The following is a 22827-nucleotide window of genomic DNA, read 5'->3' as shown; positions in this document are numbered from 1 at the left end:
CGCGCGCGGCGTCGATCCAACGCCCGTTCGATCAACGGGAATGCCGCGACCCGCGCCATCGCGCCGGGCCTCTCGCGCGCTCAATGACGCGTCATGGATTGGGCTGGCATACTGAAGATCGCTTCGGCGAACGGAAACTCCAGCACGATCTCACCATCCTCGTCGGTGATCTCGATGACGGCCGTCAGCAGCGCCGCGTTGCCACCCTCGGTGCGCAGCAGCTCCTTGATCATGTCGCGCGCCACTTCCCAGGCGCGGTCGGGATTGCGCAGTACCTCGCCGTCCGTGTCGGAGACCAGTTCCTCGCCAATCCGTGTGTTGAAGAAGTATCTAGGCATCGTCAGTTTCCAATGGGGTCGCGCACTGGGGTTTTGAAGTCTCGGAGCGTCTCACATCTGCTTTATCCGGCCCATTCCGGCCAAGGCTAACGGCGGAACAGGACGGGCATGCGAAGCCATCGATCACGAATCCGTTGTTTTCACGGCCCGATCCGATGGAAAGGGCGGCAATTCGCGTCTGCGGCTTCGCACTGCAATAAGCAGGCCTGAGAGGCTCAAACAAAAAGATTCCACTGGCGAACTTTTCGTAGCACGGTAGTTTAATGCTGAGGACGATAACCGTCCCGACTTGAAGGAGAGGACAATGGCCTGGAAAGCACCGAAGATCGTTGAAGTGCCGGTTGGCATGGAAATCAACATGTATGCCTGCGCGGCCCGCAAATAATTCGCAGGTGTGACGTCCAGGTCCCGCCGATCAGGACGTCGACGTTTGAGGGTGGGTGTCAGCGATCGCGTATGTGCCAGCCGCTTATGTGCCCGCCCGTGCGCTGATCCGGCGTCCACCCTCGTCACCTTCTCTGCCTGCCGGTAATCGCGTGCGCGATCACAGCTGAATTCCAGGAGACGGCTCATGCTTCGCATCGTCGTCCTGGGCGCCGCCGCGGGCGGCGGAGTTCCCCAGTGGAACTGTGGTTGCGCGGTGTGTCGTGCCGCCCGTGCCGACCATCCCGAGATCCGCAACAGCCAGGCTTCGGTCGCCGTCAGTGCCGACGGTATCAACTGGTTCCTGATCAACGCCTCGCCCGACCTGCGTCAACAGGTCACCAGCACGCCGCAACTGCATCCAAAGCCGGGCGCGCTGCGCCACAGTCCGATCGCCGGGGTGATCCTCACCAACGGCGAGATCGACGCGGTGACGGGCTTGCTGTCGATGCGCGAGAGTTCGCCATTCTCGATCCATGCGCATCCGAAGGTGCTGGCGATCCTGCGTTCGAACAACATCTTCGATGTTCTCAAGGAGGAGAACGTCCGCCGCCTGCCGATCGAGATCGACGTCCCGTTCCGACCGCGATTGCAGGACGGCACGCCTTCGGGCCTGGAGATCACCGCATTCGCCGTTTCCGGCACCAGCGCCTGGTATCTGCGCGACAGGCAGCATCCCGGCGGCAGCTCATCGATCGGCGACACGCTGGGCCTCAGGATTGCGGACCGCGCGAGCGGGCAATATTGTTACGTGATCGCCGCCTGCGCAGGCGTCGATGAAGACTTGAAGAAGCGACTGACAGGCGCGCCATTGGTGCTGTTCGACGGCACGGTGTGGCGCGACGACGAGATGATCCAGGCCGGACTCGGCAACAAGACCGGGCAGAGCATGGGACATATCGCGATGTCTGGAGAAAGCGGCGCGATCAAGCAGCTGGCGGACATCGGGATCGGCAGGAAGATCTTCCTGCACATCAACAACTCCAATCCGGCGTGGCTGCACGCCTCACCCGAGCGGCAAACGTTGGAACGCGAGGGATGGGAAATCCCCGCTGAAGGGATGGAGATCGTACTGTGAGTGAGATCAATCTGAGTGGAATGACGGCGCTGTCGATCGGACGCGGCGTCACGCTGAACAATGCAAGCGAATTGGAAGCGGCGCTGCGCCACATCGGCGCGACGCGCTATCACAACCATCACCCGTTTCATAAGCTGCTGCACCGCGGCAAGCTCAACAAGGGCCAGGTGCAGGCCTGGGCGCTGAACCGTTACTACTATCAGTCGACCATCCCGCTCAAGGACGCGATGGTGATGACGCGCTTCCGCGACCGCGCCACGCGGCTGGAATGGCGGCATCGCATCGAGGATCACGACGGCGATGTCGGCAGTGAAGGCGGCATCGAGCGCTGGCTCAAGCTGACGGAAGGTCTCGGCCTCGACACCGCTTACGTCGAATCCACCGAAGGCATCCTGCCGGCGACGCGTTTCGCGGTGGAGGCCTATGTGCATTTCTGCCGCGACCGCTCGCCGCTGGAGGCGATCGCCTCGTCATTGACGGAGCTGTTCGCGCCGAGCATTCACGAGGAGCGCATCTCGGGCATGCTCGAGCACTACAACTTCGTCAACAACGATACGATGAGCTACTTCAAGCGGCGCCTGACCCAGGCGCCACGCGACGCTAATTTCGCGCTGCATTACGTGAGGGAGCACGCCACCACGCCGGAGCAGCGCGCCGCGGTCTGCAACGCGCTGATCTTCAAGACCAACGTGCTGTGGGTGCAACTCGACGCGCTGTACTACGCCTATGTCGAGGGCAACATCCCGCCCGGCGCGTTCGTGCCGAAAGAGGGGTGAGGATGTTTGCTTCGAGGCGACGCCCTCACCAAACAAAAGGTGCGCCCCCTCCCCCCTTGCGGGGGAGGGTCGGGGTGGGGGGTCCACACGGGCAGTCTTTGCTGAGACCCCCACCCCCGCCCCCTCCCCGCAAGGGGGAGGGGAGCCGCACCTTGTGCTGCGCAGCCGCCGCGCCACTTAACGATTCCACGCGTTAGAGACCCACCATGGCCCCGCGTCACGTCCAAGTCACCGAAACCAGCCGCGCGGTGCTGCCGCGTCACACCAAGCTGAAGTTCGACGAGACCCGCCAGGTCTGGGTGATCCTGGCACCGGAGCGCGTGCTGGCGCCGGACGAGATCGCCGTCGAGGTGCTCAAGCTCTGTGACGGCGCGCGCAGCGTCGCCGCCATCATTGACGAGCTCGCCGCCAAATATGCCGCGCCCCGCGACACGATCGCCACCGATGTGGTCGTCATGCTGCAGGATCTCGCCGACAAGGGTTTTCTGACCGAGGTTCGGGAGACGACATCATGACCGGGCTCACCGACACGTCGCCGCAGATCGACAGCAATGACGGGCTCGCCGTGCTGGAGCGGCGCGGCTCGGTGGCCGAGACCTACGGCATCCCGCTCGCCGTGCTGGCCGAGCTCACCCACCGCTGTCCGCTGCAGTGCCCCTATTGCTCGAATCCGCTGGAGCTCGAGCGCGCCGGGCAGGAACTGACGACTGCGGAATGGAAGAAGGTGCTGTCGGAGCTCGCCGAGATCGGCGTGCTGCAGATTCACTTCTCCGGCGGCGAGCCGACCGCGCGCAAGGACCTCGTCGAGCTGGTGCAGCATGCTAACGACGTCGGGCTGTACACCAATCTGATCACCTCGGCCGTGCTGCTGACGCGCGAGCGGCTGAAGGAGCTTGCGGACGCCGGGCTGTGCCACGTCCAGATCAGCTTCCAGGGCAATGAGCCTGATGTTGCCGACCGCGTCGGCGGCTACAAAGGCGGTCACGCCAAGAAGCTCGAGGTCGCACGCTGGACCCGCGAGCTCGATCTGCCGCTGACCGTCAACGCCGTGATGCACCGGCAGAACCTGCATCAGCTGCCCGACATCATCCAGATGGCGGTCGATCTCGACGCCGACCGGCTGGAGGTCGCCAACGTGCAATATTACGGCTGGGCGCTGAAGAACCGCGCCAGCCTGATGCCGACCTACGCCCAGCTCGAGGAGACCGACCGCCTCGTCGAGGACGCGCGCGAGCGGCTGAAGGGCACGCTGACCATCGACTACGTGGTGCCGGACTATTACGCGCTGCGGCCGAAGAAGTGCATGGGCGGCTGGGGCCGGCAGTTCTTCAACATCTCGCCGTCCGGCAGGATCCTGCCCTGCCACGCCGCCGAGAGCATCACCGGGCTCGACTTCATGTCGGTGCGCTCGAACCATTCGATCGCCTGGATCTGGCAGAACTCCGAGGCCTTCAACCGCTATCGCGGCACCGGCTGGATGAAGGAGCCGTGCAAATCCTGCGAATTCCGCGAGATCGATTTCGGCGGTTGCCGCTGCCAGGCATTTGCGCTGACGGGCGACGCCGGCAATACCGATCCGGCCTGCACGCTGTCGCCGCTGCACGAGAGCATCTTCAAGCAGGCCGAGCGCGACGCCGCCTCTGGCCAGGACCGCTTCCTCTATCGCAACTTTGCCGGCGGCACGCCCGAGAGCGGCGATGCCTGATGCTGAAGCCGGCCGCGCCTCCGCGAGCCGCAGTGATCCGTTCGCGCCGCTGACGTCGGAATGGCTCGATGTGTCCGGCGGGCACCAGATCTATGTCGAGAGCAGCGGCCGCGAAGGCGGCATCCCGGCGGTCTATCTGCACGGCGGGCCGGGCTCCGGCTGCCAGCCGGATCACCGCCGCCTGTTCGATCCCGAGCGCTTTCATGCCGTGCTGTTCGACCAGCGTGGCGCCGGACACTCGCGCCCTGCGCGCAGCCGCGACAATAACACCCTGCCCGACCTGATCGCCGACATGGAGGCGATCCGCGGCAGGTTCGGCTTCGAACGCTGGATCGTCGCCGGCGGGTCATGGGGTGCGACGCTGGCGCTGGCCTATGCACAGGCCTATCCCACGCGCGTGACGGGGCTGGTGCTGCGCGCGACCTTTCTCGGCACCCGCGCGGAAGTGGAAGCCGCCTTCGGCGAAACACTGGCGCGCTTTCATCCGGCCTTGCACCGCGACTTTCTGGAACTGCTGCCGGACGACGAGCGCGCCAATCCGTGCGGCTCCTATTTCCGGCGCATCCTCGACCCCGATCCGGCCATCCATGGCCCGGCCGCCCGCGCCTGGCACGATGTCGAGCGCGCGTTGTCGGAGGTCAAGCCGGCGCGCGCCCGGCTCGATCGCCTTGCTATCCGTTCCGGCAGCGCATTGCCGGCAACGCCGTTCATGGAGGCGCACTACTTCGCGAACGACAGCTTCATGGCGCCCGACCAGTTGCTGCGCGACGCGCGCAAACTCGCCGGCATTCCCGGCATCATCGTGCAGGGCCGCTACGACCTGCTCTGTCCGCCATCGACCTCCGCGCGGCTGGCCGAAGCCTGGCGCGACGCCGAAATCCGTGTCGTGGAAGCCGCAGGTCACAATCTTTATGACCCCGGCATCCGCGATGCGGTCATGAAAGCCATCTCCGATATGGCGGCGCGCACGACCGCACCATAAAGACGTGGTCCTGTCCCCTCATCCTGAGGGCCATGCGCAGCATGGCGTCTCGAAGGATGTGGCCCGACACATTCCGGCCTCATGTTTCGAGACGCGCGAAGCGCGCTCCTCACCGCGAGCCGTTTGCCGCCAAACAAGGACACATCCCAATGCCCATCGCCGGAAAAGGCATGCTTTTGACGTCGATGAACATCGATGCCGCTGACGAGGCCGACTTCAACCGCTGGTACGATCGCGAGCATCTCGAAGAGCGCGTCGCGATCCCCGGCTTCATCGAGGCGCGGCGCTACGTCGCGGAGCAGGGCAGCCCGAAATATCTCTGCCTGTATTCGACCGAGACCATCGACGTGCTCGACAGCGCGGCCTACCGCGCGCGGCTGGAGGCACCGACGGAGTGGTCGAAGATCGTCATGGCGCGCTTCAGGAACATGATCCGCAGCGTCGCGCGCACCACGATCTCGATAGGCGCTGGCCGCGGCGCCGTGCTCGGCCTCATCCGGCTGCGCCCGAAGCCCGCCCAGGACGTGGCATTGCGCGACGCGCTGCAGATCGAGCTCGATCCGCGCGACCTCGACGGCATCATCTCGATGCACCTGCTCGAAGGCGACGCCGCGCTCTCCGGCCCCGCGGAACTGCCCACGAACTCGCGTGAGGCCGACTGGTTCGTCCTGATCGACGGCACCGACAGCCACGCCATCGCCACGCTGATGACGACGCGCTTTGCAGCGATCGACGGTCCGCTCGCCACGCAGATCTCGGTCGGCATCTACAGGCTGATGTGGGATCTGAGCCGCGCCGACATCGCCTTTGGCTGAGCACGCATTGTTCTGAATCAATGACGCGAGCGTGCAACCGGCCGATGCAACCGCTCGTGAGAATGCCGCAACGCAACAAATTCGATGGCAGCATCCCGCCGGCAATACGGCGCCGCACACTGTGCACGAAGGGCAGCTTTGCAAATTTGCCTTTGTATGCGCCTTGGAATGGCTCTAGTCTGATAAGACTATTCAATTGAGCCATTCAAAAAACAGAAGGGCGACGAACAGGGCCTGCTCCGGACCGTATCAGATCCGCCGCATCTCCTGAACGACAGTCGTCCTCATCTCAGGAAGGCCGCGCGATCATGGTTCGCCGCGCGGACAGGGTAGGAATGAGAGCGACTGATATTTCGGCCCCCGACTACTTTCACAAAGTCGTCGATTGCCAATGGGCTTGTCCCGCACACACCCCGGTCCCCGAATACATCCGACTGATCGCCGAGGGTCGCTACGGCGATGCCTACATGATCAATTGGAAATCGAATGTATTCCCGGGCATTCTCGGACGCACCTGCGACCGCCCCTGCGAACCGGCCTGCCGCCGCAGTCGCGTCGAGGAGAGCCCAGTCGCGATCTGCCGCCTAAAGCGCGTCGCAGCTGATTTCAAGGACGACGTCCAGCCGCGTATGCCGCGCCCGGGCCCACGCAACGGCCGGCGCATCGCGCTGGTCGGCGGCGGCCCGGCCTCGCTGACGGTGGCGCGCGATCTCGCTCCGCTTGGCTATCACTGCACCGTGTTCGACGCCGACCCCAAGCCCGGCGGCATGATGCGCTCGCAGATCCCCAAATTCCGCCTGCCCGACAGCGTGATCGACGAAGAGACGGGCTACGTGCTCGGCCTCGGCGTCGATTACAAGGCTGGTCATCGCATCGACAGCCTGAAGAAGCTGCTGGCCGAAAACTATGATGCTGTTTTCATCGGCTCCGGCGCGCCGCGCGGCCGCGAGCTCGATATTCCCGGCCGCAAGGAAGCCGCCGGTAATATCCATCTCGGCATTGACTGGCTGTCCAGCGTCTCGTTCGGCCACACCGACAAGATCGGCAGGCGCGTGATCGTGCTCGGCGGCGGCAACACCGCGATGGATTGCTGCCGTACCGCGCGCCGGCTCGGAGGCGAGGACGTCAAGGTCGTCGTGCGCTCGGGCTTCGAGGAGATGAAGGCGTCGCCCTGGGAGAAGGAGGACGCGCTGCACGAGGACATTCCGATCCTCAACTATCTCGTCCCCGTCGCCTTCAACCACGACAACGGCAAGCTGACCGGCGTCACCTTCCAGAAGGTGAAGGCCGAATATGACGCCAACGGCCAGCGTTCGCTGGTGCCGTCGAGCGAGGCAGACGAGACCTATCCGTGCGACGACGTGCTGGTCGCGGTCGGCCAGGAGAACGCGTTTCCCTGGATCGAGGCCGACTGCGGCGTCGATTTCGACAAGCGGCACATGCCCAAGGTCGATCCGACCACCTTCGTCTCGACGAACCCGAAGGTGTTCTTCGGCGGCGATGCCGCCTTCGGTCCGAAGAACATCATCTGGGCCGTCGCTCAGGGCCATGAGGCCGCGCTGTCGATTCATCGCCTGCTGTCGGGCGAGGACATCACCGAGCGGCCGCTGCCCGAGGTGCACATCTCCTCGCAGAAGATGGGCATCCACGAATGGAGCTATGACAACGACATCTCGGCCGAGAAGCGCTTCAAGGTGCCGCATCGCGACAAGGTCGTCGCGCTGAAGGACATCCGCACCGAGGTCGAGCTCGGCTACGACGTCAAGCTCGCGCTCGGCGAGGCGCACCGCTGCCTGAACTGCGACGTGCAGACGGTGTTCTCCGACACGCTGTGCATCGAATGCGATGCCTGCGCCGACATCTGTCCGATGGACTGCATCACCTTCACCGACAACGGCGAGGAGGCTGATCTGCGCTCGCGGCTCAAAGCGCCGTCTGTTCATCCCGACCAGAGCCTCTACGTGTCGTCGGACCTGAAGACCGGGCGCGTGATGGTGAAGGACGAGGACGTCTGCCTCCATTGCGGCCTGTGCGCCGAACGCTGCCCCACCGGTGCGTGGGACATGCAGAAGTATTTCATCGAGACGACTCACGCAGGTAACGCATGTCCCAGCAAGCGCCGCTCAGCAGCGTAAACGACTTCGTCGTCCGCTTCGCCAACGTCAACGGCTCGGGCTCGGCCAGCGCCAATGAATTGTTCGCGCGCGCCGTGCTCCGCCACGGAGTGCCGGTGAGCCCACGCAACATCTTCCCGTCCAACATCCAGGGCCTGCCGACCTGGTACGAGGTGCGCGTCACCGAGGCCGGCTATCTCGGCGCGCGCGGCGGCGGCACCGACCTGATGGTCGCGATGAACCCGCAGACCTGGGACAAGGATGTCGCCGGCATCGTGCCGGGCGGCTATCTGTTCTACGATTCGACCAAGCCGATGCCGTCGACCAAATTCCGCGACGACATCACCGTGATCGGCGTGCCGCTGACCGCGATCACCAACTCGACCTACAGCGATCCGCGCCAGCGCCAGCTGTTCAAGAACATCATCTATCTCGGCGCGCTCTCCGCCCTGCTCGACATGGATCCCAAGCTGATCGAGCAGCTGATCGGCGAACAGTACAAGGGCAAGGAGAAGCTCCTGTCCTCCAACGTCCATGCGCTGCATCTCGGCCGCGACTGGGCGCTGCAGAACCTGAAATGCCCGATCGGGCTGCGCATTCGCAAGGCCGACAAGGTCGGCGACCGCATCTTCATCGAGGGCAACAATGCCGCCGCGCTCGGCGCGGTCTATGGCGGTGCCACGGTCTGCGCCTGGTATCCGATCACGCCATCGTCGTCCTTGGCAGAGGCTTTTACCAGTCACTGCAAGAAGCTGCGGCACGATCCGGAGACCGGCCAGGCCAAATATGCCATCGTGCAGGCCGAGGACGAGCTCGCGTCGATCGGCATGGTGGTCGGCGCATCCTGGAACGGCGCCCGCGCCTTCACGACCACCTCGGGCCCAGGCGTCTCGCTGATGACCGAGTTCATCGGCCTGTCCTACTTCGCGGAGATCCCGGCCGTCATCATGAACGTACAGCGCGCCGGTCCCTCGACGGGCATGCCGACCCGCACCCAGCAATGCGATCTCATCGCCTGCGCCTATGCCTCGCATGGCGATACCAAGCACGTGCTGCTATTCCCCGAGGACCCGGCCGAAGCGTTCGAGTTCGCAGCCGTCGCCTTCGACCTCGCCGAGCGGCTGCAGACCACGATCTTCCTGATGCTCGACCTCGACATCGGCATGAACCAGCGGCTGTGCCGCCCGCTCAAATGGGACGACGCCAAACAGTACGACCGCGGCAAGGTGATGACCGCCGAGATGCTGGAGGAAGGCCGCGACTTCGGCCGCTATCTCGACGTCGATGGTGACGGCATCCCGTTCCGTACCTATCCCGGCACGCATCCGACCGAGGGCTCGTACTTCACCCGCGGCACTTCGCGCGATCGCTACGCGCGCTACTCCGAGGAAGGTGCCGTCTACGCTGACAACGTGCAGCGTCTGCTGCGCAAGTTCCAGACCGCGCAGGACATGGTGCCGCGGCCGCTGCAGGCCAATGCCGCCAAGCCGACCAAATATGGCGTGATCTATTTCGGCTCGACGGCGCCGGCGATGGACGAGGCGATCGGACTGTTGGAATCGCGCGGCCACCATCTCGACCGCCTTCGCATCCGTGCCTTCCCGTTCCATTCGAGCGTGGCGAGCTTCATCGCCGAGCACGACTTCGTCTATGTGGTCGAGCAGAACCGCGACGCCCAGCTGCGCCAGCTGATCGTCAACGAGAACGGCATCGACCCGGTCCGCCTGGTTCCGATCCTGCACTATGACGGCACGCCGATCACGGCACGCTTCATTGCCGATCAGATCGGCAACCACCAGGACCACATCAAAGTGACGCCATTGCGCAAGGCCGTGTCATGATCGCGCGTCCACTCTCTCCACCGTCATGCCCGGCCTTGTGCCGGGCATCCACGTCTTCCTTTGTTCAGGCGCCCACGTGGATGGCCGGGACAAGTCCGGCCATGACGATGCCGGTTGATGCGAGGCTCTCATGACCTACATCGCAAAGCCGAAATTCCAGCATCCCGGCATCAAGAAGAACACGCTCGGCTACAGCCATCGCGACTACGAGGGCAAGATCTCGACCTTGTGCGCCGGCTGCGGCCACGATTCGATCACGGCCTCGATCATCGAGGCCTGCTTCGAGCTGTCGATCGAGCCGCACCGGGTCGCCAAGATCTCAGGCATCGGCTGCTCGTCGAAGACGCCGGACTATTTCCTGGGAAATTCGCACGGCTTCAACACCGTACATGGCCGCATGCCGTCGGTGCTGACCGGCGCCAACCTCGCCAACCGCGAGCTGATCTATCTCGGCGTCTCCGGTGACGGCGATTCCGCCTCGATCGGCTTCGGCCAGTTCGCCCATGCGATCCGGCGCGGCGTCAACATGGCCTATATCGTCGAGAACAACGGCGTCTACGGCCTGACCAAGGGCCAGTTCTCGGCCACCGCCGACCGCGGCTCCAAGTCCAAGAAGGGCGTCACCAACACCGACAACGCGATCGACCTCGTCGGCATCGCGCTGCAGCTGGGCGCGACCTACGTCGCGCGCTCGTTCTCGGGCGACAAGAAGCAGCTGGTGCCGATCATCGCCGGCGCGATCCAGCACAAGGGCGCCGCCTTCATCGACGTGGTCAGCCCGTGCATCGCCTTCAACAACCACGCCGGCTCGACCAAGAGCTTCGATTACGTGCGCGAGCACAATGACGCGGTGAACCGGCTGGACGTGCTGACCGGGCGTGACCCGATCGAGATCGACCAGGATCCGGGCACGGTGCAGATCGTCGAGCAGCATGACGGCTCGCGGCTGGCGCTGCGCAAGATCGACGCCGACTACGATCCGCATGACCGGCTCGGCGCGATGACCTTCCTGCAGAAGCACGCGGCGCAGGGCCAGATCGTGACCGGCCTGCTCTATGTCGATCCGGAGGCCGACGACCTGCACAGCCATCTCAACACGGTGGAGCGGCCGCTCAACCGGCTGGAGGCAGCGGATCTGTGTCCCGGACAGGCCGCGCTCGACAAGATCAATGCGAGCCTGAGATAGGCGATCCGCCGCGTCTTACGGCCGCGGCTGCAGCGATTTGGCCCAGACCAGCTCCAGCTGTCCGATCGCCTCCGGCAGCGGCAACGCCGACAGCGCGTCGTCGCCACCACTGACGAGACCGAACTCGCGCAGCCTCGTCAGGGCCTCGTCGACGTTGAATGCGCGCCCCAATCCGAACATCTGCTGCAGCAACTCCTCGACATGGCTGCCCAGCATCGCGCGGCTGAGCGGGACGGACGCCAGCAGCAGGCCACCATAGGCCAGCACCGCCTCCTTCCAGTCCTGGTCCTCGGCCTCGCCGATCAGGTAGTTGAAGATGCCGGAATTGTTGTTGACGTTGCGGAAGTAGATGTTGTCGGTGACCTGCTTCTGATGGATCAGCGACTGGCGGTGGAAATTGCCCCATTGCCGTAAGATGAAGGCACCAAGCGCAAACAGACCTGAGAGCGCCGCCAGCGCCTGCTCCGTGTCGTTGTCGTGCGCGGTGCCGCTGAGGCCGAGATAGAACCCGGCGACGATGAACAGCACCGTCAGGGTCGAGGCAAGCTTGAGCAGGATCGGCACGCCGCCGACCAGCGCCGGCACGCCCAGGGTCAGTTGATCCCGAATGCCCATCACGACGCGGACGTTCGGCAGCAACGCTTCGAGGTCGAAGCGCGCGATGTGGCGGAAATATTTGAACAGCACGGCGCCGCCGCGGATCCTGTTGCGGCTGCGCCAGGCGCCCGCCCGGAGCTTGCGCGGCTTGCCACCGGGCTCATCCGGCTTCGTCGCCACCATCAGCACGATGTCGTCATAGACCTCGACCTCGTGCGACCGCCGCCGCAAGCCATACAGCACGGGGACCTCGATGGTTTCGCTGTGCTGTCCGCGCCGGAACATGCGAACGTCGCGATAGTCCGAGATCGGCGCCTTCAGCTTGACCCGCACCAGCGCGTGCTCGGCAAAGGCGCGCTCGATCTCGGCATGCGAGATCTCGACGAAATTGGCCTCGCTGAGCACGCGGACAAATTCGTCGGTCAGGCCGCGATAGGCGGCATCGAGATCCCCGGCCGACCGGTGCCGTCCTACGGCCACCTCGGGATCGAAGTCGAAATAGGCCTCGCGCAGCCGGTCCAGCTCATCGAAATACTGATGATGCAGGATCGCTCCCAGCATGTGGGCCAGCTGCCGCAGCGCGGCTGACTGCCCGTCATCGAGGCCGCCGTGCGACATCAGGCCGTCCAGGATGTCGGACTTGCGCAGCGGGATGAACCGGTCCCGCCGCTCCGCTGCAACCGTGTCCCCTGATCCGACCACGCGTCTCACGCCCGAGCTTCGATCTGCTATGAACAGCCGATCCGACTGTCCGATGGCCGGCACGGCGGCCTGTTCACGCGCGCACCATAGCGAGGCCGATACGCCGGCGCCACTCGCCGCGGGACGCAAAATGCGGGCTTTGCTTGCCCGCAGCACCGGGAAGGACTGATGATGACTGACGCCAAGGACAATGCATCGCCGTTCCGCGCCATCCGGGCCATCGACTACACCGTGATCCTGGCGCGCGATTGGGCCGCCATGCGTCGCTTCTACCAGGACATCCTCGGATTTCCGCTGCTCCGGGAGCTGTCACCGCGGTGGATCGAGTATCAGGTCGGCAGCAATACACTGGCGCTCGCGGAGCCGCAGCGACTTGCATCGGATCTGCCGACGCCACCGGGAAGCGCGTCGCTTCAACTCGCCTTCAAGGTGGCCCGCGACGATGTCGACCGCTGCGCGGCCGAGCTGACCCAAAAGGGTGTTGCCCTGCTGGAGCCGCCGACGGACCAGCCCTTCGGCCACCGGACCCTGTTCTTCAGGGATCCCGACGGCAATCTGCTGGAGGTGTATGCGGATATCTAAGGCTTGACGTCTAAGGCTTGGCGGCCGCGTCACGCGGCCGCCGGTTGTATCCGCGGATTGAGCACATACTCCTTCAGCACCTTGTCGGTGGCGGCGTCGACCTCGACGAGCGATACGTCATAGCTCCAGAGATCGGCAAGATTCTGAAGGACGCGCTTGGTGTCGGTCTCGGCGAGCTGGGCTCCCTTGACCACGGTATGCCGCAGCATCAGGCGACGGTCACCGGCGAGGTCGACATCGACCACCTCGATGTTGGGATCGATGTAGCCAACGTCATACTGCTTCGACAGCTCGCGGCGGATACGGCGATAGCCGCGCTCGTCGTGGATGGCGTCGACGAGGACGCCGGCGCGCTCTGCCGGATCGTCATGCAGATGGAACAGCCGCAATTGCCGGATCAGGTTCGGACTCAGGAACTGGGTGATGAAGCTTTCGTCGCGATAATTCGCCCAGACGTCGCGCAGCACCGCCATCTCGTCGCCCGTGCCCGCGATGTCCGGAAACCATTCGCGGTCTTCCTCGGTCGGGTCCTTCACGATCCGCTCGATGTCCTGCATGATCGCAAAGCCGAGCGCATAGGGGTTGAAGCCGGAGAAGCGCGGGTCGTCGAACTCCGGCTGGAATACGACGTTGGTGTGCGACTGCAGGAATTCGAGGAAATTGCCGTCGGTCAGACGGCCGTCCTGGTGCAGCCGGTTCATGATGCGATAATGCACGTACGTCGCCGTGCCCTCGTTCATGACCTTGGTCTGGCCCTGCGGATAGAAATACTGGGCGATGTGGCGCACGATGCGCAGCAATTCGCGCTGCCAGGGGGCCAGCCGCGGCGCGGTCTTCTCCAGGAAATAGAGCAGGTTTTCCTGCGGCAGGCCGAGCAGCGCGCGACGGCGCTCGACGTTCAACACCGCGCTGGTCTTGACCGGGCCGGTCGGCACCGTCCGCCAGAGATCGTTGAACGTGCCCTCCTCGTAGAGCCTGCGCTTGCCGGCCCGCTTCTCCTCCTCGCGGAAGTCGAGCTTCTTCTTGCCGGGATAGCGGTCGACGCCGTGCGACATCAGCGCATGCGCGGCGTCGAGCGTGTGCTCGACCGCGAGCCGGCCATAGCGCTCCTCGCATTGGCCGACGTAGCCGCGGGCGAAATCAAGATAGTCGAGGATGCCGTCGGCGTCGGTCCACTGCTTGAACAGATAGTTGTTCTTGAAGAAGTGGTTGTGACCGAACGCGGCATGGGCGACGACCAGCGTCTGCATCGTCGCCGTATTCTCCTCCATCAGATAGGAGATGCAGGGCGAGGAATTGATCACGATCTCATAGGCGAGGCCCATGAGGCCCTTGCGATACGAGGCCTCGTGATAGGCGAAGTGCTTGCCGAACGACCAATGCCTGTAGAACAAGGGCATGCCGACCGAGGAATAGGCGTCGAGCATCTGCTCGGCCGTGATCACCTCGATCTGGTTGGGATAGGTGTCGAGCCCGAGCTCCCTGTGGGCCACCGTCTCGCAGGCATCGTGGATGCGCTGCAGTGTCGAGAAGTTCCAGTCCGCGCCCTCGAACAGAAGCTCGCTCATGAGGCCGCCCTCTCCTGCGTCGTGCCGCGACGCTGAAACAGGTCGTGGAAGACAGGAAATATCTCGCTGCGGTCGCGCACCTTGCGCATCGACAAAGGTGCGCCGCCGGCGCGCAGCCGCTCGTACAGCGACCACAATGAGGAATCGGGCATCTCGAACGAATAGGTGCCGGACTCGCCGACCTCGAGATAGGCGAAGAACTGCGACACCGGCAGGATGTTGTCGGTCAAGAGGCGTGCGACATTCTCGGAATCCGAGGTGGCGTTGTCGCCGTCGGAGGCCTGCGCCGCGTAGATGTTCCAATCGCTCGGGCGGAAGCGCGAGCGGACGATGTCGTGCATGCATTGCAGCGCGCTCGACACCAGCGTGCCGCCCGATGCCGGTCCGTAGAAGAAGGTCTGCTCGTCGACCTCCTCGGCACGATCGGTATGACGGATGAACACGATCTCGACATGGCGATAGCGCCGGGTCAGGAACACGTAGAGCAGCATGTAGAACCGCTTGGCGAGGTCCTTCATGTGCTCCGACATCGAGCCGGAGACGTCCATCAGACAGAACATCACGGCCTGGGCGACCGGCTTCGGCACGGTCTCGAAGCGGCGATAGCGGATGTCAATCGGGTCGATGAACGGAATGCGCTTGGCCTTGGCCTTCAGCGCCTCGAGCTCGGCGAGGAGCTCGGCACGTTTCTCTTCGTCGCTCTCCTGCTCCAGCCTGGCCTCGAGTTCGGCGATCGCCTGCGGCCGCGGCCGGCGCAGCGCGACGCGCCGGGCGAGCGCCCGGGTCACGGTGCGGCTGATCGAAATATTGGCCGGCGAACCCGAGGTCGCATAGCCGGCGCGCTGCAGCGCGTGGCTCTCGGCCTCGGCGAACTTGCGCTTGGCGAGATCGGGCAGCTCGAGATCGTCGAGGAACAGGTTGACGAACTCTTCCTTGCTCAGCACGAAGCGGAACGCATCCTCGCTGTCGCCCTGCCCCGGTGCCGATTTGCGGCCGCTGCCGTCACCGGAGCGCGGCAGGATGTCGCCCTCGACGAACTTCTTGTTGCCGGGCAGCACCATGTCGCGCGTGCCGCCTTCCCGGCGGAAGCGCGGCTCATCCATGCCGTCGAGCGGGATCGAGACTTCGCCGCCCTCCAGCACGTCCTTGATGCCGCGATCCTGCGACGTCTTCTTGACAGCTCCCTGAACCAAGGCCTTGGCTCTGCGCAAAAATCGCTGACGGTTCTCGAGACTTTTGCCGCCCGGGTTCAGGCGCCGATCAATGATGTGCATGACCACGTTTCCATACGCCTCCTGGTGCGGCGGATTCGACGCTCCCTCTCCCCCGCCGCGATGTCGCGGTGCAACCTTCCGACCCGACGCGCTGCACCCGCATCAACACTTCACCGACGTTGCTCTGGCGCCCAACATCCGCCGAAGCCCCTCACGGGAGGCGGACATCGGCGCCGGAACACGCTTTAACCCGCCTGCTTCACCCGCATGTACCATTCGACCAGCCGGCGGACCTGCCGCTCGGTGTAGCCGCGTTCGACCATGCGCGCGACGAAGTCGTCGTGCTTCTTCTCGGTATCGCCATCCTTCTTGCTGCCGAAGGAGATGACCGGCAGAAGGTCCTCGACCTGAGAGAATATCCTCTTTTCGATGACTTCGCGGATCTTTTCGTAGGAGGTCCAGGACGGATTTTTGCCGCCATTCTGGGCCCGCGAACGCAGAGAGAACTTGACAACCTCGTTGCGGAAGTCCTTCGGATTGGCAATCCCGGCCGGCTTCTCGATCTTGGTCAGCTCCTGGTTCAACGATTCGCGGTTGAGCAGCTGTCCCGTATCGGGATCCTTGAAGTCCTGATCCTCGATCCAGGCGTCGGCATAGTCGACGTAACGATCGAACAGGTTCTGACCATAATCGGAGTAGGACTCCAGATAGGCTTTCTGGATCTCATGGCCGATGAACTCCGCATAGCGCGGCGCCAGGTCGGCCTTGATAAATTCGAGATAGCGCTTCTCGATTTCCTCGGGCAACTGTTCGCGCCGGATCGACTGCTCCAGCACGTACATCAGATGAACCGCGTCGGCCGAAACCTCCGACGTGTCGTGATTGTAGGTCGCAGCCAGCACCTTGAAGGCGAAACGGGTGGAGATGCCGTCCATGCCCTCGTCGACACCGGCAGCGTCGCGATACTCCTGCACGCTGCGCGCCTTCGGATCGGACTCCTTCAGGCTCTCGCCGTCATAGATCCGCATCTTGGCATAGAGCGTCGAGTTTTCGTGCTTGCGCAGCCGCGACATCACCGAGAAGCGGGCCAGCGTGTCCAGCGTGGCCGGCGCACAGGGCGCGGCGGAGAGCTCGGAGCCATGGATCAGCTTCTCGTAGATCTTGCGCTCCTCGGTGACGCGCAAGCAGTACGGAACCTTGATCACGCAGATACGGTCGATGAAGGCTTCGTTGTTCTTGTTGGTCTTGAAGCTCTGCCACTCCGCCTCGTTGGAGTGGGCGAGGATCACGCCGTTGTAGGGAATGGCGCCGATGTTCTCGGTGCCGATATAGTTGCCTTCCTGCGTCGCCGTCAGCAGCGGATGCAGCATCTTGATCGGCGCCTTGAACATCTCGACGAATTCGAGGATGCCCTGGTTGGCGCGATTGAGGCCGCCCGAATAGCTGTAGGCGTCGGGGTCGTTCTGCGCATAGGTCTCGAGCTTGCGGATGTCGACCTTGCCGACCAGCGAGGAGATGTCCTGGTTGTTCTCGTCGCCCGGCTCGGTCTTGGCGATGCCGATCTGCCGCAGCCGCGACGGCTGCAGCTTGGCGACGCGGAACTGCGAGATGTCGCCGCCGAACGCTTCCAGCCGCTTGTAGCACCAGGGGCTCATCAGCCCGGTGAGGCGGCGGCGCGGAACGCCGTATTTCTCCTCCAGCATCGGCCCGAGTGTATCAGGATCGAACAGCCCGAGCGGCGATTCGAACACCGGGCTCAGTTCATCGCCGGCCTTGAGCACGTAGATCGGATGAACTTCCATCAATTGCTTGAGGCGTTCGGCGAGCGACGACTTGCCGCCACCGACCGGCCCGAGCAGATAGAGGATCTGCTTGCGCTCTTCGAGACCTTGGGCCGCGTGCCGAAAGAAGCCGACGATGCGTTCGATCGTGTCTTCCATGCCGTAGAACCCGGCGAAGGCCGGATACAGGCGAACGGTGCGGTTCAAAAAAATACGGCCAAGGCGTGGGTCCTTGGCCGTGTCTATCATCTGAGGCTCACCGATCGCTGCTAGTAGTCGTTCAGCGGCGTTCGCGTATCGCATCGGGTCGGTTCGACACGATTCCAGATATTCCTGCATCGACATGTCGGTCTGGCTTCGCGCCTCGAACGACCTAGCGAACGCGTTGAACAACGAATCGTTGTACATGATCCCTCTCCACGTAGGTTCCGCCGCACTGCTGCAACGGGTCGAGATCCAAGTACGTTCCTACTGGTCTCGAACCGACTCAGAATGAAGCGCGCTAGCCCCTATTGGGCACCCTCTTCGTCCTTTTCCGCAACGCAAAGTGCATGCAGCCTATGCCCTATCAAGATGCACTTCGCTCAATAGTTCGGCAAAAACAGGCCGACTCCCTCCATTTGTACCTCATTGTCTCTGCTTCGCAACATCCGCAATACCCCGGCACCGTAGTCTCCCTGCGCCGCACAAGGCCTTGTGAAGCCACGTGAACTCCGCCTGACGGGGCGTCGAAAACAGTGTCTCTCCCCCGAGTGAACCGCAAGTGAACGCGCATCTTCTCCGCAGCGACCAAAGCCTGGAATGTTTCACCGGTCGCGCGACGTGATGCGCGCGGGCCACAGGCAGCGGACAAACATCATGGCGCGACTTCTTCAGTTCATCCTGACCGGCGTCGCACTTGCCGGTGTCAGCACCGGCGCGCGCGCGGACGACATCATCGGTCCGGCGAAAGCGAGAGCGTACGACGCGCGGGTCTTCACGAAGGCGCCCGGACAAAGAGCCTACGCCTGCTTCACGCGTCGCTACACGCCCGATCATCTGGCGCAGCATCCCAAGCAGAAGGTCCGTGCGATGCAGCTTCTGGTCACGGCGGAGATTCCGCAAGGCGAAAGCATCATGGGTTATTCGTTTCGCCTCGGCGTCAATTACCGCGACCGCGCCGGCGATTTCGACTCCAGCGGATCGTGCGACCACATTCGCGCCGAGGATGGCGGACACGAGATCCGCTACGGCTGCCCGGTCGACTGCGAGGGCGGCGGCATCGAGATCGCGATGTCGAAGGACGATACGTCCGCGATCGTGCGTCTGACACGCATCACGGTCTGGCAACGCGGCAACAAGCCCGACGATGACGCCGCGGACGCGCTGATCGCAGGGAGCGACGACAAGATCTTCCGGCTCGACCGCACCGACACCGCGGACTGCGCGGGACTCATGACCGACCGCAAGGAACTCGCGGGCATCCGGCACAAATGATGGCATACTCCCAAACACATGTGGCGGCGTTTCAGGTTTGCAAGGAGCAGGACCATGCATCGGCGCAATTTGCTGGGCGGAGCCCTCTCCGCTCTCGGCGCAGTGTTCGCAAGCTCGCGCGCACGATCCGCGGAGAGAAGCCAATCTAACGATAGGCTCAAGGTCGTCTATCATTTGAATGAGATCGACAAGGTCGGCTTCGTTCTCGGCAACATTCAGAACCATTACGACGGTGTCGGCGGCCCGGATCAGGTCACGATCGCGCTCGTCGTCCATGGCCCGGCATTGCGCGCCTTTGCCGCGGGCGCAGCCCAGGACGTCAAGACCCGCGTCGGACATTTCTCCAGGGCAGGTTTGCAGCTGGCTGCCTGCGGCAACACGATGAAGGCGCAGAACCTCACTCTGAACGATCTGCTGCCCGGTTTCGTCGTAGCCGACCGAGGCGGCGTGGTCCGGATCGCCGAGTTGCAGTCGAAGGGCTATCTCTACCTGCGCCCTTGATCTGAGGGCTCGGCGCCCGACGATCTCGATGCCCCCCTGCAAGACACCTGCTTGCAAGACCCCTGCTTGCAACACCCCTGCCCGATCGGCACCAACCTCTTGGGATCCAAGCCTTCTAGGATCCAAGCCTTTTGGGATCCAAGCCTTTTGGGATCCAAGACGGATCAATCCAATATGAATGGCGTTATCGGCAGGCGTGGCGCATAGTCGTTCATGTCTGGTCCATGTCCGTCTGGCACGCTGCCGGACGGGAACCAAAAAAAGCAAGCCGACGCACATAGATAGGCATCATGAATCCGGTCAAAGCTCTCGAAGAACACGGCCAGGCGGTCTGGCTCGATTTCCTCGCACGCGGCTTCGTCGCCAAGGGCGACCTCAAGCGGCTGATTGACGAGGACGGCGTCAAGGGTGTCACGTCAAATCCCGCAATCTTCGAAAAGGCGATCGGCAGTTCGGACGAATATGACGCGCCGATCGCAAAGGCACTGAAGAGTGGCGACCGCTCGCCGACGCAGCTGTTCGAGGCGGTCGCGGTCGAGGATATCCAGAACGCCGCCGACGTGCTGCGCACGGTCTATGACCGGTTCGACGGCAATGACGGTTTCGTCAGCCTCGAAGTCTCGCCCTATCTGGCGATGGACACCGATGGGACCACCACCGAAGCCGAGCAACTCTGGAAGGCCGTCGACCGCAAGAACCTGATGATCAAGGTGCCGGCCACCGATGCCGGCCTGCCGGCGATCCGACACCTGATCAGCCGCGGCATCAGCGTCAACATCACGCTCCTGTTCTCACAGGACGTCTATCGCCAGGTCGCGGAAGCCTATCTCGCGGGTCTCGAAGCCTATGTCGCCGGTGGCGGCGATCCGTCGCATATCGCGAGCGTGGCCTCCTTCTTCGTCAGTCGCATCGACAGCGTCGTCGACAAGCAGCTCGACGAGAAGATCGCCCAGGCCAACGATCCGAGCGAGAAGGAACGGCTCGCCGCGCTGAAGGGCAAGATCGCCATCGCCAACGCCAAGATGGCCTACCAGGATTACAAGCAGCTGTTCTCGGGAGACCGCTGGGAGCGGCTGGCGGCCAAGGGGGCCAGGCCACAGCGCCTGCTATGGGCGTCGACGGGCACCAAGAACAAGGATTACAGCGACGTCCTCTATGTCGAGGAATTGATCGGGCCGAACACCGTCAACACCGTGCCGCCGGCGACGCTGGATGCGTTCCGCGACCATGGCAAGGCGCGCGACAGCCTGGAAGAAGACGTCGAGGCCGCCCGGGCGGCCCTTGATGACCTTGCAAAGACCGGCATCTCGCTCGACGAGATCACCGCCGACCTCGTGATCGACGGCGTCAAGCAGTTTGCCGACGCCGCCGACAAGCTCTACGGCGCGGTCGCCTACAAGCGTGCGACGGTCCTCGGCATCGAATTGGGTCAACAGACGATCGCGCCAGGCGCGCCGCTGGAGAAGAAGATCGCCGCGGCGACCGAGGAATGGCGCAAGGCGGCCAAGATCCGGCGGCTCTGGCACAAGGACGCCACGGTGTGGACCGGCCGCGACGAGCACAAATGGCTGGGTTGGCTGACCAGCGCGACCAAAGCTGACGTTGCCGACTATGAGGACTATGCGCAACGGGTGAAGGGACAGAAATTTTCCGACGCCGTCGTGCTCGGCATGGGCGGATCGAGCCTCGGACCGGAAGTGCTCGCCGAGACTTTTCCGCGCAAGACGGGCTTTCCCAAGCTGCATGTGCTCGACTCCACCGATCCCGCGCAGGTGCGCGCGATGGAGAAGACCATCGACATCTCCAGGACGGTCTTCATCGTCTCCTCGAAATCCGGCGGCACCACCGAGCCCAACGCGATGAAGGACTATTTCTTTGCGCGCGTGAGCGAAGCGATCGGCGCCAGCAAGGCGGGCCACCGCTTCATTGCAGTCACCGATCCCGGATCATCGCTGGAGAAGGCGGCGCAACGCCAGGGCTTCGCCCGCATCTTCCATGGCGACCCCACCATCGGCGGCCGCTACTCGGTGCTGTCGCCATTCGGCCTGGTGCCGGCAGCAACCGCGGGCATCGACGTCCGCAGGCTGATCACGAACGCGCTCTCGATGGTGCGCTCCTGCGGCCCTGACGTGCCGCCGCTGCAGAACCCGGGAGTCCAGCTCGGGCTGGTGATGGGCCTCGCCGGTCTGGAGGGCCGCGACAAGGTGACGGTCTTCGCCTCCCCCAAGGTGGCGGATTTCGGCGCCTGGGCCGAGCAGCTGATCGCGGAATCCACGGGCAAGGAAGGCAAGGGCCTGATTCCAATCGATGGCGAGCCGATCGGCGATCCATCCACCTACGGCAGCGACCGCTTCTTCATCGACATCAGGGTCGAAGGCGACGATGTCGCCCACCATGACGCGAAGCTGGCAGCGCTGGAAGAAGCCGGTCATCCCGTCGTGCGCATCGTCATGAGCTCGATCGACCAGCTCGGGCAGGAATTCTTCCGCTTCGAGATGGCGACCGCCGTGGCCGGTGCAGTCCTCGGCATCAATCCATTCGACCAGCCCGACGTCGAGGCCGCCAAGATCAAGACACGGGAGCTGACGGCAGCGTTCGAGCAGACCGGCGCGCTTCCTGCGGAGGAGCCGGTCGTCTCCATCAAGGACTGCGAGCTCTACACCGACGCTCACAACGCCGAGAGCTTGCGCGAGCACGGCGCCAACGGCACCCTCGCCTCCTGGCTGAAGGCGCATCTCGGCCGCACCGACGAAGGCGACTACGTTGCCCTGCTCGGCTATATCGAGCGCAATTCGGGCAACATCGATGCGTTGCAGCGCATCAGGCTCAAGCTGCGCGACGCCAAGCACCTCGCGACCTGCGCCGAATTCGGCCCGCGCTTCCTGCACTCGACCGGCCAGGCCTACAAGGGCGGCCCCGACAGCGGCGTGTTTCTCCAGATCACCGCAGACGATGCCGACGATCTGCCGATCCCTGGTCAGAAGGCCAGCTTCGGCGTCATCAAGGCGGCGCAGGCGCGCGGCGATTTCGACGTGCTCACCGAACGCGGCCGCCGCGCCCTGCGCGTGCATCTGAAGGGCAATCTGAAATCGGGCCTGAAGATGCTCGACAGCGCGATCACCGAAGCGCTGAGCTAGGAAGGTCATTG

General features: G+C 63.9%; 19 protein-coding genes. 14 read left to right on the top strand and 5 right to left on the bottom strand.

Annotated elements, in window-relative coordinates:
• Window positions 1–80 precede the first annotated feature (80 nt).
• A complete protein-coding gene (locus LQG66_RS32170; protein WP_231319823.1) occupies window positions 81–338 on the bottom strand; it encodes a DUF6894 family protein in 258 nt (85 codons plus the stop codon).
• 304 nt (window positions 339–642) lie between these two features.
• On the opposite strand from LQG66_RS32170, the gene pqqA reads away from it, so the two are divergent.
• The 10 genes from pqqA to LQG66_RS32120 all read left to right on the top strand — a co-directional run bounded on the left by pqqA (window position 643) and on the right by LQG66_RS32120 (window position 11258).
• Window positions 643–723, top strand: a complete 81-nt coding sequence (gene pqqA, locus LQG66_RS32165; protein WP_012029362.1) for a pyrroloquinoline quinone precursor peptide PqqA — start codon at window positions 643–645, stop codon at window positions 721–723.
• Between the two features lie 186 nt (window positions 724–909).
• Window positions 910–1839 (top strand): pyrroloquinoline quinone biosynthesis protein PqqB, encoded by a 930-nt coding sequence (gene pqqB, locus LQG66_RS32160; RefSeq protein WP_231319822.1) that lies wholly within the window; start codon window positions 910–912, stop codon window positions 1837–1839.
• Window positions 1840–1859: 20 nt separating this feature from the next.
• Window positions 1860–2615 carry a pyrroloquinoline-quinone synthase PqqC gene (gene pqqC, locus LQG66_RS32155; RefSeq protein WP_425601371.1) on the top strand — a complete coding sequence of 252 codons (756 nt, stop codon included), beginning with the start codon at window positions 1860–1862 and terminating at the stop codon, window positions 2613–2615.
• 206 nt (window positions 2616–2821) lie between these two features.
• Window positions 2822–3130: a pyrroloquinoline quinone biosynthesis peptide chaperone PqqD gene (gene pqqD / locus LQG66_RS32150; RefSeq protein ID WP_231319820.1), complete on the top strand. Its 309-nt coding sequence runs from the start codon at window positions 2822–2824 to the stop codon at window positions 3128–3130.
• Window positions 3127–4320 carry a pyrroloquinoline quinone biosynthesis protein PqqE gene (pqqE, locus tag LQG66_RS32145; RefSeq protein WP_231319819.1) on the top strand — a complete coding sequence of 398 codons (1194 nt, stop codon included), beginning with the start codon at window positions 3127–3129 and terminating at the stop codon, window positions 4318–4320. Before pqqD ends, pqqE begins: the two co-directional genes overlap by 4 nt.
• Window positions 4313–5302: a prolyl aminopeptidase gene (gene pip, locus LQG66_RS32140; RefSeq protein ID WP_231319818.1), complete on the top strand. Its 990-nt coding sequence runs from the start codon at window positions 4313–4315 to the stop codon at window positions 5300–5302. The genes pqqE and pip overlap by 8 nt, the downstream gene beginning before the upstream one ends.
• 149 nt (window positions 5303–5451) lie before the next feature.
• Entirely contained in the window at window positions 5452–6117 is a 666-nt protein-coding gene (locus LQG66_RS32135) for a DUF4286 family protein (RefSeq protein WP_231319817.1), read from the top strand.
• Between the two features lie 335 nt (window positions 6118–6452).
• Window positions 6453–8252, top strand: coding sequence for an FAD-dependent oxidoreductase (locus LQG66_RS32130; RefSeq protein WP_231319816.1), 1800 nt, complete (start codon window positions 6453–6455; stop codon window positions 8250–8252).
• Window positions 8222–10072, top strand: a complete 1851-nt coding sequence (locus LQG66_RS32125; protein ID WP_231319815.1) for a 2-oxoacid:acceptor oxidoreductase subunit alpha — start codon at window positions 8222–8224, stop codon at window positions 10070–10072. Before LQG66_RS32130 ends, LQG66_RS32125 begins: the two co-directional genes overlap by 31 nt.
• A gap of 130 nt (window positions 10073–10202) precedes the next feature.
• On the top strand, window positions 10203–11258 hold the full coding sequence (locus tag LQG66_RS32120) for a 2-oxoacid:ferredoxin oxidoreductase subunit beta (protein WP_231319814.1): 1056 nt from the start codon (window positions 10203–10205) through the stop codon (window positions 11256–11258).
• A 15-nt stretch (window positions 11259–11273) separates the two neighbouring features.
• Here the strand turns inward: LQG66_RS32120 and LQG66_RS32115 are convergent, their stop codons facing one another.
• Window positions 11274–12557 carry a TMEM143 family protein gene (locus LQG66_RS32115; protein ID WP_231328035.1) on the bottom strand — a complete coding sequence of 428 codons (1284 nt, stop codon included), beginning with the start codon at window positions 12555–12557 and terminating at the stop codon, window positions 11274–11276.
• 171 nt (window positions 12558–12728) lie between these two features.
• Here LQG66_RS32115 and LQG66_RS32110 point away from each other — a divergent pair, with 171 nt between their 5' ends.
• Window positions 12729–13139 (top strand): VOC family protein, encoded by a 411-nt coding sequence (locus tag LQG66_RS32110; protein WP_231328034.1) that lies wholly within the window; start codon window positions 12729–12731, stop codon window positions 13137–13139.
• A gap of 29 nt (window positions 13140–13168) precedes the next feature.
• Here the strand turns inward: LQG66_RS32110 and LQG66_RS32105 are convergent, their stop codons facing one another.
• From LQG66_RS32105 to LQG66_RS32095, 3 genes are all read right to left on the bottom strand, one after another.
• Window positions 13169–14707, bottom strand: coding sequence for a SpoVR family protein (locus tag LQG66_RS32105; protein WP_231319813.1), 1539 nt, complete (start codon window positions 14705–14707; stop codon window positions 13169–13171).
• Window positions 14704–15981 (bottom strand): YeaH/YhbH family protein, encoded by a 1278-nt coding sequence (locus LQG66_RS32100; protein WP_231319812.1) that lies wholly within the window; start codon window positions 15979–15981, stop codon window positions 14704–14706. The genes LQG66_RS32105 and LQG66_RS32100 overlap by 4 nt, the downstream gene beginning before the upstream one ends.
• 185 nt (window positions 15982–16166) lie before the next feature.
• Entirely contained in the window at window positions 16167–18110 is a 1944-nt protein-coding gene (locus LQG66_RS32095) for a PrkA family serine protein kinase (RefSeq protein ID WP_231319811.1), read from the bottom strand.
• 450 nt (window positions 18111–18560) lie between these two features.
• Here LQG66_RS32095 and LQG66_RS32090 point away from each other — a divergent pair, with 450 nt between their 5' ends.
• The 3 genes from LQG66_RS32090 to LQG66_RS32080 all read left to right on the top strand — a co-directional run bounded on the left by LQG66_RS32090 (window position 18561) and on the right by LQG66_RS32080 (window position 22816).
• Window positions 18561–19178, top strand: coding sequence for a hypothetical protein (locus tag LQG66_RS32090; protein ID WP_231319810.1), 618 nt, complete (start codon window positions 18561–18563; stop codon window positions 19176–19178).
• A gap of 54 nt (window positions 19179–19232) precedes the next feature.
• Window positions 19233–19679 carry a DsrE family protein gene (locus LQG66_RS32085; RefSeq protein ID WP_231319809.1) on the top strand — a complete coding sequence of 149 codons (447 nt, stop codon included), beginning with the start codon at window positions 19233–19235 and terminating at the stop codon, window positions 19677–19679.
• A 290-nt stretch (window positions 19680–19969) separates the two neighbouring features.
• Window positions 19970–22816 carry a bifunctional transaldolase/phosoglucose isomerase gene (locus LQG66_RS32080; protein WP_231319808.1) on the top strand — a complete coding sequence of 949 codons (2847 nt, stop codon included), beginning with the start codon at window positions 19970–19972 and terminating at the stop codon, window positions 22814–22816.
• The last annotated feature ends 11 nt before the right edge of the window (window positions 22817–22827 follow it).

The sequence above is a fragment of the Bradyrhizobium ontarionense genome (assembly GCF_021088345.1).
GTDB lineage: Bacteria > Pseudomonadota > Alphaproteobacteria > Rhizobiales > Xanthobacteraceae > Bradyrhizobium > Bradyrhizobium ontarionense.
Note: the sequence above shows the minus strand (reverse complement) of the source record. Positions and strands in the feature narration are given on the sequence as shown.

Coding starts and splice junctions, on each gene's coding strand:
- LQG66_RS32130 (WP_231319816.1), top strand. CDS start 6,453: ATGAGAGCGACTGATATTTCGGCCCCCGACTACTTTCACAAAGTCGTC.
- LQG66_RS32125 (WP_231319815.1), top strand. CDS start 8,222: ATGTCCCAGCAAGCGCCGCTCAGCAGCGTAAACGACTTCGTCGTCCGC.
- LQG66_RS32090 (WP_231319810.1), top strand. CDS start 18,561: ATGGCGCGACTTCTTCAGTTCATCCTGACCGGCGTCGCACTTGCCGGT.
- pqqB (WP_231319822.1), top strand. CDS start 910: ATGCTTCGCATCGTCGTCCTGGGCGCCGCCGCGGGCGGCGGAGTTCCC.
- LQG66_RS32110 (WP_231328034.1), top strand. CDS start 12,729: ATGACTGACGCCAAGGACAATGCATCGCCGTTCCGCGCCATCCGGGCC.
- pip (WP_231319818.1), top strand. CDS start 4,313: ATGCCTGATGCTGAAGCCGGCCGCGCCTCCGCGAGCCGCAGTGATCCG.
- pqqC (WP_425601371.1), top strand. CDS start 1,860: ATGACGGCGCTGTCGATCGGACGCGGCGTCACGCTGAACAATGCAAGC.
- LQG66_RS32170 (WP_231319823.1), bottom strand. CDS start 338: ATGCCTAGATACTTCTTCAACACACGGATTGGCGAGGAACTGGTCTCC.
- LQG66_RS32135 (WP_231319817.1), top strand. CDS start 5,452: ATGCCCATCGCCGGAAAAGGCATGCTTTTGACGTCGATGAACATCGAT.
- pqqA (WP_012029362.1), top strand. CDS start 643: ATGGCCTGGAAAGCACCGAAGATCGTTGAAGTGCCGGTTGGCATGGAA.
- LQG66_RS32105 (WP_231319813.1), bottom strand. CDS start 14,707: ATGAGCGAGCTTCTGTTCGAGGGCGCGGACTGGAACTTCTCGACACTG.
- LQG66_RS32080 (WP_231319808.1), top strand. CDS start 19,970: ATGAATCCGGTCAAAGCTCTCGAAGAACACGGCCAGGCGGTCTGGCTC.
- pqqD (WP_231319820.1), top strand. CDS start 2,822: ATGGCCCCGCGTCACGTCCAAGTCACCGAAACCAGCCGCGCGGTGCTG.
- LQG66_RS32085 (WP_231319809.1), top strand. CDS start 19,233: ATGCATCGGCGCAATTTGCTGGGCGGAGCCCTCTCCGCTCTCGGCGCA.
- pqqE (WP_231319819.1), top strand. CDS start 3,127: ATGACCGGGCTCACCGACACGTCGCCGCAGATCGACAGCAATGACGGG.
- LQG66_RS32120 (WP_231319814.1), top strand. CDS start 10,203: ATGACCTACATCGCAAAGCCGAAATTCCAGCATCCCGGCATCAAGAAG.
- LQG66_RS32100 (WP_231319812.1), bottom strand. CDS start 15,981: ATGCACATCATTGATCGGCGCCTGAACCCGGGCGGCAAAAGTCTCGAG.
- LQG66_RS32095 (WP_231319811.1), bottom strand. CDS start 18,110: ATGTACAACGATTCGTTGTTCAACGCGTTCGCTAGGTCGTTCGAGGCG.